The sequence below is a fragment of the Microbacterium sp. NPDC080005 genome, assembly GCF_040702445.1.
In the GTDB taxonomy this organism is placed as follows: domain Bacteria; phylum Actinomycetota; class Actinomycetes; order Actinomycetales; family Microbacteriaceae; genus Microbacterium; species Microbacterium oleivorans_D.
In genome coordinates this window covers 416,427-431,152 of sequence record NZ_JBFBLD010000001.1, presented here as the reverse complement: position 1 = coordinate 431,152, position 14,726 = coordinate 416,427, and the positions used below count along the sequence as shown (strand labels likewise).

The window sequence follows — 14,726 nt, the reverse complement described above, 5'->3', positions numbered from 1 at the left end:
ATGACGCATCCCCTCACCCGACTCTCGAGCGCCGAGATCGAGACGAACCGTTCGCTCGTCCTCGAAGCGGGTTTCGATGAGGAGGCGACGGCGTTCATGCTGGTCAACCTCATCGAGCCCGAGAAGTCCGCCGTGCTCGGCGGGTCCGCGCGTGGGCGGCTCGTCGGCAACGTCCTCCTCGACCGGCGAGAGGGGACGGTCACCGAGGTGACGACGGACGTGGATGCCCGGGTGCTCGTCTCGCAGCGCGTCGTCGACGTCGTCACGGAGGGGCAGCCGCCGATCGTGCTCGAGGAGTTCGATCGGATCGAGGAGCTGCTGCGCGCGCACGAGGGGTGGACGGCGGCGATGGCGAAGCGCGGGATCGACGACGTGTCGCTCGTGCGCATCTCGGCGCTCTCGGCCGGGCGGTTCGGCCTCGCCGACGAGGACGGTCGCCGCATCGTCCGATGCTTGTCCTTCCTGCAGCTCGACGCTGACGACAACGCCTGGGCGCACCCCGTCGACGGGGTGGTCGCCTATGTCGATCTCATCACCGGCGAGGTGATCCGCCTCATCGACGACCGGCTCTTCGACGTTCCGCGCGAGCCGTACAACTTCCACCGTGCCGACGAGCTGCCGCCGGCGCGGACGACGCAGAAGCCGATCGTCATCACGCAACCGGAGGGTCCGAGCTTCACGGTCGACGGGGACGTCGTCGAGTGGGAGAAGTGGCGTTTCCGCATCGGCTTCAACCAGGTGGAAGGGCTGACCCTGCACGAGGTGGGGTTCACGGACGGCGACCGTCACCGATCGATCCTGTACCGCGCGTCGGTGGCCGAGATGGTCGTCCCCTACGGCGACCCGAGCCCGGTGCGGTTCTGGCAGAACTACTTCGACGCGGGCGAGTACTCCCTCGGCAAGTCGGCGAACTCGCTCGCGCTCGGATGCGACTGCCTCGGCGAGATCCGCTACTTCGACGCGACGATCGCGGCGACCGACGGACGTCCGCAGACGATCCGGAACGCGATCTGCATGCACGAGGAGGACGCCTCGATCCTCTGGAAGCACACCGACGAGTACTACCACTCGACCGACGTGCGCCGGAACCGACGGCTCGTGGTCTCGTTCTTCATCACCGTCGGCAACTACGACTACGGCTTCTACTGGCACTTCTACCTCGACGGGCGCATCCAGCTGGAATGCAAGGCGACGGGTGTGGTCTTCGCCTCGGCATACCCGGGCGTGCAGCCCGACGGGAGCGACTATCCGTGGGCGTCGCAGATCGCCCCCGGCATCGGCGCTCCGTACCACCAGCACCTGTTCTCGGCTCGCCTCGACGTCACCCTCGACGGGGTGCGCAACGCGGTCGACGAGCTCGAGGCGAAGCGGGTGCCGATCTCGGCCGAGAACCCCTACGGCAACGGCTTCACGCTCTCGACGACGCGCCTGCGGACCGAGCGCGAGGGCGTGAGGGATGCCGACGGCAAGCGTGGCCGGGTGTGGCACATCGTGAACCCCGAGGTCACGAACATCGTCGGCAAACCGGTCGGCTACACGCTGCGGTCGGAGGGCCAGCCGAGCCTGCTCGCCGACCCGGAGTCCTCCATCGCACGGCGGGCCGCCTTCACGACCCATGACCTGTGGGTGACGCGGTACTCCCCCACCGAGCGGTTCCCCTCGGGTGAGCTCGTGAACCAGAACGACGGCCACGGCACGATCGACCGGTGGATCGAGCGCGACGCCGACATCGACGGCCAGGACATCGTGGTGTGGCACACGTTCGGTCTCACCCACTTCCCCCGCACCGAGGACTGGCCCATCATGCCCGTGGACAGCACCGGCTTCTCGCTCGTGCCCCACGGGTTCTTCGACCAGAACCCCACGCTCGACGTACCGGCCCCGACGCCGGCGCACGGCGCCTGTCACACCGGCGCGGCCGTCTGCGGCTGCGGCGACGCGGGCGGGTGCTGCTGACCGTCACGGTCCCGTTATCGCGCACCGGCCGGTCCAACCTGTGAGGCGCACATCTGAGGGGCGTATCGTCCGAAGATGAGCACACACACGCAATCGGGACGCGGCACCGCCGACGTCCTCGGCCTCAGCTCGGTCCTCGTCGGGTCTCTTCCCGCCGGACTGCTGACAGCGGCCGCACCCGAGCGGTACACCGTCCATGCGGTGTTCGACCGGCGGCCGGACAAGGCCGAGATCGACGAGATCGTGGGCGACGACACCGCGCGGCTGCTCGCGGACGCCGGCTACGGATCGGTCACCTTGACGGTGGCCGACCGTCGCCTCGAGATCCACGACACGACACTCGAAGAGCTCCACGACGGCCTCGCGGCCTTCCTCGCCGATCGACTCGCGGACATCAGCACGGATCTGCGCGCGCAACAGGCCGCGGTCGAGACCCGGACGCTCGACCTCGCTGCGCGGGAGAACGACCGTGCAGCCGCCGTGGCCACACTGGCCGCCACGGTCTCGTTCGAGCGGTCAGCCCGCCTCGACGACGACCTCGTCGCCGACACGCACGACCCCGCCGCCGCCCGCGGGTAGCAGGAGGACCCCCAGAGTCGCCTCGTCCTGGCCGAACTCGGTCGTCAGGATCCGCAGCAGACGGGCATCCCGCCGTCCGTCGTCGGGGTTCGCGGTGATCGCGGCGCACCGCCCGATGGGACGCTGCACGTCGAACCGGACCTCGCCGATGCGGACGCGACCGGACCATTCAAGCTCGGCCCAGGGCGCGATCCCCGAGACGACGATGTTCGAACGGAAGCGGCGACTGTCGACGGGCGCGGGCGTCGCCGCATCCACGTCCGCAACGGTGGCCGCGCCGTGCACCGACACGTAACCGCGAGCGCGATCCTGGAACCGCGCGGTGCGGCCGTCGCCCACGAGGTGCAGGGGCAGTACGCCCGGGCGCTGCAGCAGCCGCCCGTCCGGGGACCGTTCGACGTATCCCGTGACAGCCGCCGAGAGTTCGTGTCGCCCCGTCTCGTCGAGCCCCGCCTCCGCCAGGAGCCGCCCGTCCTCACTCAGACGCAGCCGGCCGGTCTCCGCATCGAAGTCCGCGCGCACGCGGGCGATCGAGGGGAAGTCCATGAGCGACAGCCCTCTGCTCTTCGGCCACGACTCGAGGCCACCGGCATCCTCGGGCTCGGTCGCATCTGCGAAGCGGAAGGCGAGCACACGGTCACCGGCGATGCGGCCGTCGGCCTGCACGTGGAGTTCGGCGCGGGGTTCGGGCGTGAACCCCTTGACGGGATAGCGATAGAGCTCGGAGACGACGGCCACGCCTCTACCCTGCCCCACTGAGACGGATGCCGCCCGCCCAGGGTCACGTCTGCCGGTAGTGCCGCACCCGCTCGTCGCGCTCGAGGAGGAACTCATCGTCCTCGGGATAGAACACGGCCTTCTCGATGTCGTCACCGGCGAACGCCGCGATGACGGCGAGGTTCTCCCAGCGCGAGAGGGTGGTGATCTCGGTCCGGCCGTCGCCGAGATCCCGCGTCAACAGCCACGCGCCGAGGTTCCCCGGTGTCGCGCGGTACGCGTCCATGCCGGTGCGTTCGACGTACTGGACGTATCGGTCCTCGTCCTCGGCACGGACGACGCCCGTCCACATCCGGACGATGGGCTGGCCACTGGTATGCGTCACCCGCCCACCCTTGCAGAGGCGGGCGGGTGACGCGAGGGGGTCAGCTGCCGAGCTTGGACAGCTCCGTGAACTCCTCGTCACTGAGCTCGATGACGGCACCCTGCAGGTTGTCCTCGAGGTGCGCGACGCTCGACGTGCCGGGGATCGGCAGCATGACCGGCGAGCGCTTCAACAGCCAGGCCAGCGCGACCTGCGCGGGCGTCGCGTTCTTGCGCTCGGCGATGTCGGTGAGCGGCGAGTCGGGACCGGTGAGTCCGCCGGTCGCGAGCGGGAACCAGGGGATGAAGCCGATGCCCTGTTCCTCCGACCAGTCGAGGAGCGCCTCGGCGTCGCGGTGCTGCAGGTTGTAGAGGTTCTGGACCGTGACGATCTCAGCGATCTTCTGCGCTTCCTTCACCTCGTCGATCGAGACCTCGGACAGGCCGATGTAGCGGATCTTGCCCTCGTCCTGCAGCGCCTTCAGCTCGCCCACCTGGTCCTCGAGCGGGACCTTCGGGTCGATGCGGTGCAGCTGGAACAGGTCGATGCGCTCGAGGCCGAGGCGGCGCAGGCTCATCTCGGCACCCTGGCGCAGGAACTCGGGGCGGCCGAGCGGCGGCCACACGTTCGGGCCGGTGCGGGTGAGGCCGGACTTCGTCGCGATGACGACGTCGTCGGCGTACGGGTGCAGCGCCTCCTTGAGGAGCTCCTCCGCGACGTACGGGCCGTAGGACTCGGCGGTGTCGAAGAAGTTGACGCCGAGCTCGACGCTGCGGCGGAGGACGCGTATCGCCTCATCGTGGTCCTTCGGCGGCCCCCAGATGCCGGGGCCGGTGAGCTGCATCGTGCCGTAGCCGAGGCGGTTGACCTCGAGGTCTCCGCCGATGCGGAACGTGCCGGACGACTGTGCAGGCTTCGTGGTGTTCGTCATGCGGGGTTCAGCGCATCGGGGCGCCGGAACATTCCCGCGTCAGCTCTTCGCGCCCGTGAACGCGAGCGCGCCGCCGAGACCGATCATGAGGATGCCGCCGGTGCCCGACAGCGCCGAGAGCCGCCGCGGCGAGCGACCGAACCACGTCCGCGCCGTGCCGGCCGCGATCGCCCAGGCGCTGTCGCAGACGACGGCGAGCACCTGGAAGATCAGGCCCAGGAGCAGCAGCTGCAGCCAGACCGGGCCTGCGTCGCGCGCGACGAACTGCGGCAGGACGGCGACGAAGAACGCGATCGTCTTCGGGTTCGTCAGGCCGACGACGAACCCCTGGCGCAGCAGTGTGACGGTGGATGCCGCGGTCGGCCGCCCCTGCTCTACGCGGTGACGCCGATGGCGGATCGCCTGCACGCCGAGGTAGACGAGGTAGATCGCGCCGACGATCTTGATCGCGGTGAAGGCGACGACAGACGAGGCGACGATCGCCCCGACGCCGAAGGCGACGAGGAGGATCGCGGGGATGTTCCCGAGGGAGTTGCCGAGCACGCTGAGGATGCCGGCGCGGCGGCCGAGTGCGATCGATCGCCCGACGACGAACAGGACGCCGGGCCCCGGGATGACGATGATCACGATCGACGCCAGGCCGAAGGCGAGGAGGTTCTCGATCGGGATCATGAGCGAAGACTATCGGCCCGGCATCCGCTCTGATCTGCGAGCATCGAGGTATGCACTCCATCACGACGGCGCAGCTGGCCGAGGCCTCCCCCGCGAACATCATCGACGTGCGCGAACCCGACGAGTTCGCGGCGGGTCACGTGCCGGGGGCGCGCAACATCCCGCTCGCCACGGTGCCCGACCACGTCGACGAACTGCGCGAGCTCGACGACCTGCACCTCATCTGCCAGGCGGGCGGGCGCAGCGCGCGGGCGGCGGCCTTCCTCGAGCACCACGGTCTCGAGACGACGAACGTCGAGGGCGGCACGGGCTCGTGGATCGCAGAGGGTCGCCCGGTCGAGCGCTGAGCGCGAAGACCTCGCTTACGGGGCCGGCCAGGCGACGGATGCCGCCGGCCACCGCGACGTGCGCAGCTCGGCGAGCGCGTCGCGCTGACTCTGCACGGCCTGCAGCGAATCGGTGCGGAACGCCGTCGCGATGCTCACCTCGCGCCAGTACTCGTCCCAGCTGCGATAGGTGCTGAACGCCTTCTCCGCGAGCGGCTCGAGGAGCGCCCACGTCTCGTCGGCGGTGAGGTAGCCGGCCACGTAGGCGTATCGGATGCCGCCGATCCCCCGCTCGATGTCGGCGGCGAGCAGCAGCCGGGCCGGGCGCTCTTCGGTACCGCGCAGCAGGTCCTGGATGTCGAAGACGGGCAGGTCGGTGAGCGCGGCGACGCGCGACATCATGTGCTCGGCGTTGTCGCCGTGGGCGACCTCGACGAACCGCTGCGAGTTGAAACCCATGACCAGGGTGTCGGCGACGAGGAGTTCGGCGTCGGCCTTCGTCACGATCTTGAACTGCTCGTCGAGGGCGCCGCGCAGCTGCTTGAGCGGGGTCATCGGCAGCGCGAACCACGGGGTGCCGTCCTCGCCGTCGCGGTGCCTGGCACGCAGATCCTGCGGAAGCTCGGCGAAGGTCGGCGTGAAGGCGAGGGAGGCGTTCCAGCCGCGGACGGCGAAGTCGCTCGCGACGTCGAGAGCGAGGATCTGCTGCTGGCGTTCGGTGAGCGAGGGGCGACCGGATGCCGCGACGTAGGCGAGCTGCGCACGGCGGGGAGCGTCGGCATCCCTCACGGCGAGGACGATCGACGCGATCAGGAGGCCGAGGCACACGCCGATGAACAAAGCGAAGAAGTTGAGCCCGATGTCGCTGACGTCCCAGACGAGCGACAGGACGAACGCCGCGATGCCGAACGGCGCGGCGATGAGCGTCACGGGGAGCGCGCGACGGCGCATCTCGGCCGGGTCGGCCTTGCGCCGCGCTTCGAGCATGCGCGCGTAACGGCGACGGGACTGGACGGGGTACTCGACGTCACCGGGATGGTTCTGCAGGACGTTCACGGCTTCGGCCACCGGACCATCCTGGCATCGGTCCGTCTCGCCCGAGATCAGGCGTCGACGACGAGGGTGTTGAGGGAGTCGGCGGGCAGGGTCACCTCGAGCGCCCGACCGTCGATCAGGAAAGACATCGGCATCTCCTCGGCGAGGTCGTTCTGCACGACGATGACGAGGCTGCCGTCGGGGTTCCGGAACACCAGCTGGTTCTCGTGGCCCGTGTAGCTGAGGGTCGGGATGCGGCGCGCACCGGGCGCGACGAAATGCGACACGTGCTTGAGCACGTGGTGCTCGTGCGTGAACTCGTACGAGCGCGTCTCGGGATCGACGACGACGAGCGAGTTCTGCGCCCACCCCCACCGGCTCACACCGCCCTGCAGGAGCGACATGTTCCAGTACATGTACGCCGTCGCGCCGTGGAGGAGGAAGTGCTTCATGAGGAACCACGCATGCCGCGCCAGGCGCCAGTCGTTGCGGCCGTCGCCGCACTCCTGCTCGGTCTGGTAGATCGTGAGCTCCGGGTGGTGGCGGTGCAGGTACGGGACCGCCCCCTTGCCCGCCCATTGGGCGCCGACGCCGGTGATCCAGCGGGCGGCATCCGCGTCGGCGAGCACCCGCTCGACGAGTCCGTCGTCGGCGCGCTCGAGGGTGCCGAGGAAGACGTCGACGCCGCGGCGGGCCATCTCGGGTCCGAGGTGACGGACGAACGCGGCGAGGCCCTCGGGGGTCCACGTGCAGCTCGGGAAGATCTGCGCGGAGTTGAACTCGTTCTGCGGCATGACCATCGTGATCGGGATGCCGAGCTCGGCGTACGCGTCGACGAACCGCCCGAAGTAGGCGGCGTAGGCGGCCAGGTGCTCGTCGTCGAGGCGCATCATGTCGGTGCCCTCGGCGCCGAGCTGATCGTCGCGGATGCCGTTGTCCACTCCCGCGGCGATCGGGCTGCCCTTCGCACCGGCGTAGTGGCCGTTCGCCTTCATCCAGGTCGGCGGGCTCCACGGCGACGCCCAGAGCGCGAGGTCCGGCTGATGCGCCTGCGCCGCCTGGATGAACGGAACGAGCGTGGCGTGGTCGTGCTCGATCGAGAAGTGCTCGAGGGCGAGGTCGCCCGGCGTCTCGTCGTAGCTGTACCAGTCGGTGGAGAAGTCGTTCGCGCCGACGGGCATCCGACAGCGCGTGAGATTGAGGCCGGTGCCGGGCGCGAACAGCTCACGCATCACGGCATCCCGGTCCTCGTCGGTGAGATGGGCGAGGGAGGTCCAGCCGAGCTCGTTGAACGAGGCGCCGAAGCCCTCCATCGTCTGCTGCGGGTCGTCGGTCTGCAGGAACACGGAGGGCATTCCGCGCACGTCTCCCACGGAAGGCGCTGCAAGCTCCCGCCAGGGCTCGTGTTGGGTGGTGGTGATCCAGCGGACGGATGCCGACGTCGCCATGTGCTCTCCCGTGAGTCGTGTGCGCTCACGGTATCGCAAATTCCCATGGGCGTTGGGTTTTGATCGGTAGGCTGTGCCCATGACGTCCAGCAAGCGCGGCCCGTATGCGAAGACCGCCGCGCGGCAGCGCGAGATCCTCGACGCGGCCGGCGAGGTGTTCGCGACCCGCGGCTACCGCGCGGGTTCGCTGAAGGAGATCGCGGACCGGGTCGGGATCGACGCGTCGACGATCCTGCATCACTTCGCGAACAAGAGCGTGCTGCTGCAGCGGGTTCTCGAGGACCGCGACACCCGGAGCCTCGGCGACGCCGCTCCCGATGCCGCGGCGGGTCCCGCCGACATCCCCGCCGCGTTCCTCCGGCTCGCGCGCGCGAACGAGAGGATCCCGGGCATCGTCGAGCTCTACACGCTGCTGGCCGCCGAGTCGACGACGCCCGAGCATCCGAGCAACGAGTACTTCTTCCTGCGATACGCGCGCGTGCGTGCGGAGTTCGCGGCGGCGTTCCGCGAGATGGCGGATGCCGGACTGCTGCGCCCGGGCGTCGACGCCGAGTTCGCGGCGGTGTCTACGCTGGCCTTGTGGGACGGCCTGCAGGTGCAGTGGATGCACGACCCCGACGCGATCGACATCGTCGGGACGCTGCGCCGACAGCTCGAGCTGCTGACCACCGTCGAGCTGGACGAGAAGGAGACACGATGACGCAGCCGCAGGCGACGCCGACGAACGGTCTCGCGATCACGACGCTGATCGTGGGCATCCTCGCATTCCTCACCGGGCTCGTCCCGTGGGTCGGCCTGCTGCTCGGGCTCTCCGCGTTCGCGCTCGGGGTGTTCGCCCTCACGCGCGGCCAGTCGAAGCCGCTCGCGCTGACCGGCGGATCGCTCGGCGCGGTCGCGGCTGTCACCGGGCTGATCACGACGATCGCCCTCATGGCGTGGCTCATCGGCGCGCCTGGCTCCGCCTGACTCTTCACCGCGGGCTCTGCGCACCACTACGGTGACGACATGAGCGACACGGCAGCAGGGTGGTACGACGACGGTTCCGGCACGATGCGCTGGTGGGACGGGAAGGCCTGGACCGAGCAGACGCAGCCGGCCGCTCCCCCGCAGGGTGGCCTGGGTGGCTTCATCGCGCAGGCGCAGACCGACGCCGCTGCCGGCGCGCAGCCGCGTCAGGCACCGCCGGGCATGAGCTACGTGGTGCTGCAGGTCGTGCTCAAGGAGAAGATGTGGGGCAGCGGCTCGAACAACCTCATCGAGCTCGAGGCCGCGATCAACAACCAGGCAGCGCTCGGCTATCGTCTGCACACGATCTCGACGTCATCGTCGACAAGCACGGGCTTCGGCGGCGGCGACCGCATCCAGGCGACGATGGTGTTCGAGAAGCTGGTCTGACCAGACCGCTCAGCCCAGCCGCGACCGGACGAACGCACCGGGCGTCTGACCGAGCACGCGTCGGAAGTGCCGCGTGAGGTGTGCCTGGTCGTGGAAGCCGGCGGCGACGGCGGCCGAAGCGATCGGCGCGCCCGCGACGAGGTATCGGCGGGCGGCATCCACTCGTCGCGACGTCAGGTAGCGGTGCGGTGGGATGCCGAACTCCGCCGCGAATGCGCGCGACAGGTGGTTCGGGTGGGCGCCGAGTTCGCGTCCCGCGGCAGCGAGTGTGAGCGGTTCGGTCAGGTGCGCCTCGAGCAGGTCGCGCAGGGATGAGGCGACGCCGGCGTCGCGCACGCCGACTCGCTCCCCCGCCATGACCCCGGCGAGCGCGAGGATTGCTCCTTCGGCGGCGAGCTCCTCCCCCGGCTGAGCCAGGGCGTCGTGTGCGGCGAGCGCGAGCCGGCGCAATGCGGGACGCGCGGGTCGGTCGACGACACCGCCCGCCCGTGCGTCGTGGAGCCAGGTGTGATCGAGGTAGGCGACGCGTTTCACGAAGCCGCCGCTGCCGGGCGCGGCACGTCCGTCGTGGGCGATGCCCGGTGGCAGGAGGGTCGCCGATGTCCCGTCCGCGATGCGGTGACGGCCGCCGAGGTCGTACGAGACGGCGCCGCGGTCGATGACCATCAGCGCCCAGTCGCCGTGGACGTGCGCCGGGTAGACGTGGGTGGTCATGCGCGCGTGGAGGACTTCGTTGACGCCGGGGACGGCAGGCTTCCAGACGCGCTGCGCGGTGCCGGGAGCCATGTGAGAAACGTACAAGACGGGACGGTCGGCGGATTGAACGATGGAGCCATGGACGACCCGATTCGCTTCCCCACCCGTATCGCCCTCGTACTCCGTAGCGACCTCGCACCCTGGCAGGCGCTCAATGTCGCCGCGTTCCTCGCGAGCGGCGTCACGGCAGACGAGATGAAGGGCGAGGAGTACGAGGATGCCGACGGCACCCGATACCTGCCTCTGCTGGCGCAACCGGTCATGGTGTACGAGGGCGACGGCGAGACCCTTGCGGCCGTGCGTGTCCGGGCGGTGGATCGGGGCATGCGGGTCGCGGTCTACGACCGGGGCATGTTCGCGACCGGACACGACGCCGCGAATCGGGAGGTCGTCGCGGCGGTCGCCGGCGTCGATCTCGACCTCGTCGGCGTTGCCGTGCACGGCGCGAAGAACGCCGTCGACCGCATTCTGAAAGGTGTCGCACGGCACCGCTGACGCGCCCCTCCCCGAAACACGTCTGATGCAGGATGTGGGTGTGACGACTGATCGACCCGCGTCGGAGAAGAGCGCGCTCGCGAGCTTCCTCCGCGCGCGACGTGCCGCATTGACGCCGGATGCCGTCGGCATCCCCTCGGAGCCCCATCGCCGTGTGCGTGGCCTGCGACGCGAGGAGGTCGCGCGGCTCGCCGGGATCAGCGTCGAGTACTACCGGCGGCTCGAGCAGGGCAGCGGACACCAGATGTCGCTGCAGGTGTGCAACTCGCTGGCCCGCGCGCTGCACCTCGACCGTGCCGGCACGGCCTACCTGCTGCGGCTCGCCCTCCCGGACTCGGAGGCGCCATACGAGGTGCACCAGGGAGAGGAACCGCCGCCGGACCTCGTCGAGATGATCACGCACTGGGAGCACACGGCGGCGTACATCATCGACCGCAATCAGGACATCGTGGTCGTCAACGACCTCATCCGCGCGGTCGCGCCGGGCTACGTCGAGGTCGGCAACAACCTGGCCCTCATGCAGTTCGAGGCGCCGCCGGAGCTGCGCGAGCTCGCGTCCTGGCAGGACGGCGCCCGCACGACGGTGTCGCGGGTGCGGTACTACGGCAACCCCTCCGACCGGCGGTGGCAGGAGATCATCGGACTGCTCCTGGAGGATGCCGACTTCGCGGCGATGTGGGAGCAGCACGAGGCGCTCCCCCTCACCTCGGGTACGGCGCCGAACTACTTCCCCGACCACGGGTGGGTCGACATGAAGTGGCAGATCCTCGAGGCGCACCCCGGTCTCTACACCGTGATCTGCTACGGCATCCCGGGGAGCCTCGGCGAGCGCGCGCTCGTCGAGCTGCGGCAGAAGCTCGTCGACGGCACGATCACCCTTCCGGCACCGGGCGTGTCGACGCCGACGTCGGGGAGCCGGCTCGCGAAGCACCGGGGGTCGGCGCTCTGACGTGTACTCGGAGGGCCACGACAGCTCGCATCGCCCGGTTCTAGCGTGAGCGGCATCCACCCCCAGCCCAGGAAGGATGCATCGTCATGACCTCTCCCACCGTCGTCCTCGTGCACGGGGCGTTCGCGGACTCCGCGAGCTTCGCCCCCGTCACACGCCTCTTGCTCGACCGCGGCTTCACCGTCCGCGTGCCCGCCGTCCCGAACCGCAGCCTGCTCGGCGACGCGGCTTACATTCGCTCGGTCGTCGAGGAGATCGACGGCCCGGTCCTGCTCGTCGGGCACAGCTACGGCGGCGCCGTCATCACCGTCGCCGGTGTCGCGGAGAACGTCGTCGGCCTCGTCTACCTTTCGGGCTACGCGCTCGACGAGGGTGAGAGCCTCGGCCAGCTGCAGGGTGGCTTCCCCGATTCGGACCTTGCAGCCAACCTCATCTACACGCCCTTCCCCGTCGAGGGCGGCGAGCCCGGCACGGACGTCTCGGTGAACGTCGACGCGTTCCCCGAGATCTTCGCCGCGGGCGTCGACCGCGAGGTCGCCGAGGTGCTCGCGGTGTCGCAGCGCCCGCTCGCGGCGCTCGCGTTCGGCGAGCCCGCGCCGGTCGCGGCGTGGAAGACGAAGCCGGCCTGGGGTGTCGTGTCGTCGGCCGACCGCACGATCAACCCCGACGTCGAGCGCTTCGGGTATTCCCGCGCCGGTCTGCGGTCGGTGGTCGAGCTCGACGCCCCGCACCTCGTGATGCGTTCGCACCCCGACGAGGTCGTGACGGTGATCACCGACGCGATCGCCGATCTCGGCTGAGACCACCCACCCACAGATAGAGGAGACACGCCCATGCCTTTCATCACCACCGACGACGGCGCCGAGATCTACTTCAAGGACTGGGGCGATAAGGACGCCCAGCCCATCGTCTTCCACCACGGATGGCCGTTGTCGTCCGACGACTGGGACGCACAGATGCTGTACTTCCTCGGCAAGGGGTTCCGCGTCGTCGCGAGCGACCGCCGCGGTCACGGCCGGTCGTCGCAGATCGCGACGGGTCACGACATGGACCACTATGCGAGCGACGTGAGCGCGGTCGTCGAGCACCTCGACCTGCGCAACGCGGTGCACATCGGTCACTCGACCGGCGGCGGCCAGGTCGCCCGGTACGTCGCGAAGTACGGCGAGCCGCAGGGGCGCGTCGCGAAGGCGGTGCTGGTCGCCGCCGTGCCGCCGCTCATGCTGCAGACGGACTGGAACACCGAGGGCACGCCGATCTCGGTGTTCGACGGGTTCCGTGAGGCGCTCGCGGCGAACCGTGCGGAGTTCTTCGAGGCCGTGGCATCCGGCCCGTTCTACGGGTTCAACCGCGAGGGTGTCACGCCGTCGCAGCCGGTGATCGACAACTGGTGGCGTCAGGGCATGACGGGCAGCGCGCTGGCCCACTACGAGGGCATCAAGGCGTTCAGCGAGACGGATCAGCGCGAGGACCTGGCGGCGATCACGGTGCCGGTGTTCGTCATCCAAGGCGACGACGACCAGGTGGTGCCGTACAAGGCGGCGGCGCTGCAGCAGGCCGAGATGCTGCAGAACTCCACGCTGAAGATCTACGAGGGGTACCCGCACGGCATGCTGACGACGCACGCCGATGTGCTGAACCCCGACATCCTGGCGTTCATCCAGAGCTGACGGATGCCACGCGGCGCGACCCTGGGGAGGGTCGCGCCGCGTCGGCGTCAGGTGCCGCTGTGGATGAGCCTGACCTCGACGCCGGAGTCGCCGCGGATGGCGGGGTTCGTCGACGCGATCGCGAGGGCGGCGTCCTCGTCGGGCGCCTCGATGACGTAGACGCCTGCGACGACCTGGGGTGCGTCGACGAACGGCCCGCCGCTCACTCCGCCGACGCGGACGGATCGGGCGAGCGCGCGCGGGGTGAAGGCGAAGGCGGCTCGCATCGCTCCGGACGCGGCGAGCTCGTCGCCGTGGCCGTTGGGTTCGGTGAGCTGCTCGTCGGTCGCGTCGAGCGCGTGCGCGGAGTCGTCGGTGTAGATCAGGACGGCGTACTGCGGCATTGCGGCATCCCCTTCGTCGATGGACGGCACGCTATCGGACGGGGCGCGCGTCATCCAGGACCTGCGGTGTCAGAGCCCCAGCCGACGCAGCCGCAGTCGCGCCATGTCCTGCGCGCGAGGGCCTGACCCCAGCGCGCGCTCGGTGACGCGCAGGACGATCCGCGTCGCCGTCTTCACCGGAAGCCAGGAGCGGCGCAGGCCCAGCATCCGTCGGATGCGCGGCGGGAAGGTCGCGACCGCCGCGGCGAACAGGACGCGGTAGGCGACGCCCATCATCCCGGTGAACGGCGGCTTCTTCAGAAACCGGACGACGTCGTCGACGCGCTCGTCGCGGCGGAGCTCGCCGCGGTCGAGGAAGCCGTCGATCTCGGCGCTCAGCGCCGCGTCGGTGAGAGGCGGGTCGGTGACGCGCATGAGCCGGCCGGCAGTCGCCCAGTCGGCGACGTAGGCGTCGGGTCCGCCCGGGATCGGCCCGCCATACGCCTGGTGGCTGCGCAGGAAGGCGTCGGTGAAGGCGAGGTGCACCCAGCGCACGAGGTCGGTCTGCTCGGCGGTGTAGGTGCGGGCGGAGCCGTCGCCGGCGACGTACTCGCCCTGCACGCGGCGGTGGAAGCGGCCGACGCGGGCCGTCTCGGCATCCGCTTGTTCCGTCGAGCCGTAGGTGAGGGTGATGACCCAGCGGACGGTGCCGGTGAGCCGGCCGATCGGGTCGTCGCGGTAGCGCGACCAGTCGTGGACGCCGGCGAGGGCGCCCGGGTGGAGGGCCTGCAGGAGCAGGGCACGGATGCCGGCGACGAGGGTTCCCATGCCGGCGTGGACCGTCCAGGCGGGGCCGTTCTCGGCGAAGTGTCCGGCGTCGTCGCCGTCGGCGAGGGCGCGGACGTAGGGCGCCATTCCGGTCGGGTCGCCCGCGAGGGCGGTGAGCACGCGTCCGCGGATGCGGGTCAGGTAGGGCGGTGCGGACGTCACCCTTCCAGCGTGCCATCGCATTGCGGCGCCGGGGCCGCGTGGGTCTGCGAGCATCGAAGGAGGTACGAGAGAGGACGACGC

Annotated in this window: 19 protein-coding genes; 10 read left to right on the top strand and 9 right to left on the bottom strand. The window is 70.1% G+C overall.

From position 1 onward, the window contains the following. Together AB0259_RS02090 and AB0259_RS02085 are read left to right on the top strand one after the other, a co-directional pair. Window positions 1–1,956, top strand: a complete 1,956-nt coding sequence (locus AB0259_RS02090; RefSeq protein WP_366220957.1) for a primary-amine oxidase — start codon at window positions 1–3, stop codon at window positions 1,954–1,956. 75 nt (window positions 1,957–2,031) lie between these two features. After that, window positions 2,032–2,535 (top strand): hypothetical protein, encoded by a 504-nt coding sequence (locus AB0259_RS02085; protein WP_366220958.1) that lies wholly within the window; start codon window positions 2,032–2,034, stop codon window positions 2,533–2,535. Here the strand turns inward: AB0259_RS02085 and AB0259_RS02080 are convergent. Genes AB0259_RS02080 through AB0259_RS02065 form a run of 4 tightly spaced genes read right to left on the bottom strand, consistent with a single transcriptional unit; the run spans window position 2,473 to window position 5,219 of the window. Then, window positions 2,473–3,273 (bottom strand): MOSC domain-containing protein, encoded by an 801-nt coding sequence (locus AB0259_RS02080; protein WP_251579556.1) that lies wholly within the window; start codon window positions 3,271–3,273, stop codon window positions 2,473–2,475. The genes AB0259_RS02085 and AB0259_RS02080 overlap by 63 nt on opposite strands. Window positions 3,274–3,316: 43 nt before the next feature. Then, a complete protein-coding gene (locus tag AB0259_RS02075) occupies window positions 3,317–3,637 on the bottom strand; it encodes a hypothetical protein (RefSeq protein ID WP_251579548.1) in 321 nt (106 codons plus the stop codon). Between the two features lie 40 nt (window positions 3,638–3,677). Further along, a complete protein-coding gene (locus AB0259_RS02070) occupies window positions 3,678–4,547 on the bottom strand; it encodes an aldo/keto reductase (protein WP_251579546.1) in 870 nt (289 codons plus the stop codon). Window positions 4,548–4,586: 39 nt separating this feature from the next. Next, window positions 4,587–5,219, bottom strand: a complete 633-nt coding sequence (locus AB0259_RS02065) for a LysE family translocator (RefSeq protein WP_366220960.1) — start codon at window positions 5,217–5,219, stop codon at window positions 4,587–4,589. A gap of 50 nt (window positions 5,220–5,269) precedes the next feature. Here AB0259_RS02065 and AB0259_RS02060 point away from each other — a divergent pair, with 50 nt between their 5' ends. Next, complete coding sequence (locus AB0259_RS02060) at window positions 5,270–5,566, top strand: rhodanese-like domain-containing protein (RefSeq protein ID WP_064001585.1); 297 nt, start codon at window positions 5,270–5,272, stop codon at window positions 5,564–5,566. Between the two features lie 15 nt (window positions 5,567–5,581). Here the strand turns inward: AB0259_RS02060 and AB0259_RS02055 are convergent, their stop codons facing one another. Further along, window positions 5,582–6,613, bottom strand: a complete 1,032-nt coding sequence (locus AB0259_RS02055; RefSeq protein WP_366220962.1) for a DUF1266 domain-containing protein — start codon at window positions 6,611–6,613, stop codon at window positions 5,582–5,584. Window positions 6,614–6,648: 35 nt separating this feature from the next. Further along, window positions 6,649–7,935, bottom strand: coding sequence for a glycoside hydrolase family 30 beta sandwich domain-containing protein (locus AB0259_RS02050; RefSeq protein ID WP_366220964.1), 1,287 nt, complete (start codon window positions 7,933–7,935; stop codon window positions 6,649–6,651). 172 nt (window positions 7,936–8,107) lie between these two features. Here AB0259_RS02050 and AB0259_RS02045 point away from each other — a divergent pair, with 172 nt between their 5' ends. From AB0259_RS02045 to AB0259_RS02035, 3 genes are read left to right on the top strand one after another with little or no spacing between them, the layout of a single operon-like run. Further along, entirely contained in the window at window positions 8,108–8,728 is a 621-nt protein-coding gene (locus AB0259_RS02045; RefSeq protein WP_366220966.1) for a TetR/AcrR family transcriptional regulator, read from the top strand. Further along, entirely contained in the window at window positions 8,725–8,994 is a 270-nt protein-coding gene (locus AB0259_RS02040; protein WP_366220968.1) for a hypothetical protein, read from the top strand. The genes AB0259_RS02045 and AB0259_RS02040 overlap by 4 nt, the downstream gene beginning before the upstream one ends. Before the next feature lie 39 nt (window positions 8,995–9,033). Then, on the top strand, window positions 9,034–9,423 hold the full coding sequence (locus tag AB0259_RS02035; protein WP_366220969.1) for a DUF2510 domain-containing protein: 390 nt from the start codon (window positions 9,034–9,036) through the stop codon (window positions 9,421–9,423). Between the two features lie 9 nt (window positions 9,424–9,432). Here the strand turns inward: AB0259_RS02035 and AB0259_RS02030 are convergent, their stop codons facing one another. Further along, the gene (locus AB0259_RS02030) at window positions 9,433–10,209 is read right to left on the bottom strand and encodes an AraC family transcriptional regulator (RefSeq protein WP_366220971.1); all 777 of its coding nucleotides are present in this window, start codon (window positions 10,207–10,209) and stop codon (window positions 9,433–9,435) included. Window positions 10,210–10,257: 48 nt separating this feature from the next. On the opposite strand from AB0259_RS02030, the gene AB0259_RS02025 reads away from it, so the two are divergent. The 4 genes from AB0259_RS02025 (at window position 10,258) to AB0259_RS02010 (ending at window position 13,293) form a co-directional block, all read left to right on the top strand. Continuing rightward, window positions 10,258–10,674, top strand: coding sequence for a DUF2000 domain-containing protein (locus tag AB0259_RS02025; protein WP_366220973.1), 417 nt, complete (start codon window positions 10,258–10,260; stop codon window positions 10,672–10,674). Between the two features lie 40 nt (window positions 10,675–10,714). Continuing rightward, window positions 10,715–11,623: a helix-turn-helix transcriptional regulator gene (locus tag AB0259_RS02020; protein ID WP_366220975.1), complete on the top strand. Its 909-nt coding sequence runs from the start codon at window positions 10,715–10,717 to the stop codon at window positions 11,621–11,623. Window positions 11,624–11,709: 86 nt separating this feature from the next. Further along, complete coding sequence (locus tag AB0259_RS02015; RefSeq protein ID WP_366220976.1) at window positions 11,710–12,423, top strand: alpha/beta hydrolase; 714 nt, start codon at window positions 11,710–11,712, stop codon at window positions 12,421–12,423. Window positions 12,424–12,456: 33 nt separating this feature from the next. Beyond that, window positions 12,457–13,293 carry an alpha/beta hydrolase gene (locus AB0259_RS02010; RefSeq protein WP_366220978.1) on the top strand — a complete coding sequence of 279 codons (837 nt, stop codon included), beginning with the start codon at window positions 12,457–12,459 and terminating at the stop codon, window positions 13,291–13,293. A gap of 47 nt (window positions 13,294–13,340) precedes the next feature. Here AB0259_RS02010 and AB0259_RS02005 read toward each other — a convergent pair whose 3' ends face one another. Beyond that, window positions 13,341–13,676 (bottom strand): YciI family protein, encoded by a 336-nt coding sequence (locus AB0259_RS02005; RefSeq protein ID WP_366220979.1) that lies wholly within the window; start codon window positions 13,674–13,676, stop codon window positions 13,341–13,343. A 69-nt stretch (window positions 13,677–13,745) separates the two neighbouring features. Then, window positions 13,746–14,645: an oxygenase MpaB family protein gene (locus AB0259_RS02000; protein ID WP_366220980.1), complete on the bottom strand. Its 900-nt coding sequence runs from the start codon at window positions 14,643–14,645 to the stop codon at window positions 13,746–13,748. Window positions 14,646–14,726 lie beyond the last annotated feature (81 nt).

Excerpts from the sequence above, each read along its gene's own strand:
- AB0259_RS02090 (WP_366220957.1), top strand. The coding sequence starts at position 1 with ATGACGCATCCCCTCACCCGACTCTCGAGCGCCGAGATCGAGACGAAC.
- AB0259_RS02085 (WP_366220958.1), top strand. The coding sequence starts at position 2,032 with ATGAGCACACACACGCAATCGGGACGCGGCACCGCCGACGTCCTCGGC.
- AB0259_RS02070 (WP_251579546.1), bottom strand. The coding sequence starts at position 4,547 with ATGACGAACACCACGAAGCCTGCACAGTCGTCCGGCACGTTCCGCATC.
- AB0259_RS02065 (WP_366220960.1), bottom strand. The coding sequence starts at position 5,219 with ATGATCCCGATCGAGAACCTCCTCGCCTTCGGCCTGGCGTCGATCGTG.
- AB0259_RS02060 (WP_064001585.1), top strand. The coding sequence starts at position 5,270 with ATGCACTCCATCACGACGGCGCAGCTGGCCGAGGCCTCCCCCGCGAAC.
- AB0259_RS02050 (WP_366220964.1), bottom strand. The coding sequence starts at position 7,935 with ATGCCCTCCGTGTTCCTGCAGACCGACGACCCGCAGCAGACGATGGAG.
- AB0259_RS02045 (WP_366220966.1), top strand. The coding sequence starts at position 8,108 with ATGACGTCCAGCAAGCGCGGCCCGTATGCGAAGACCGCCGCGCGGCAG.
- AB0259_RS02040 (WP_366220968.1), top strand. The coding sequence starts at position 8,725 with ATGACGCAGCCGCAGGCGACGCCGACGAACGGTCTCGCGATCACGACG.
- AB0259_RS02035 (WP_366220969.1), top strand. The coding sequence starts at position 9,034 with ATGAGCGACACGGCAGCAGGGTGGTACGACGACGGTTCCGGCACGATG.
- AB0259_RS02030 (WP_366220971.1), bottom strand. The coding sequence starts at position 10,209 with ATGGCTCCCGGCACCGCGCAGCGCGTCTGGAAGCCTGCCGTCCCCGGC.
- AB0259_RS02025 (WP_366220973.1), top strand. The coding sequence starts at position 10,258 with ATGGACGACCCGATTCGCTTCCCCACCCGTATCGCCCTCGTACTCCGT.
- AB0259_RS02015 (WP_366220976.1), top strand. The coding sequence starts at position 11,710 with ATGACCTCTCCCACCGTCGTCCTCGTGCACGGGGCGTTCGCGGACTCC.
- AB0259_RS02010 (WP_366220978.1), top strand. The coding sequence starts at position 12,457 with ATGCCTTTCATCACCACCGACGACGGCGCCGAGATCTACTTCAAGGAC.
- AB0259_RS02005 (WP_366220979.1), bottom strand. The coding sequence starts at position 13,676 with ATGCCGCAGTACGCCGTCCTGATCTACACCGACGACTCCGCGCACGCG.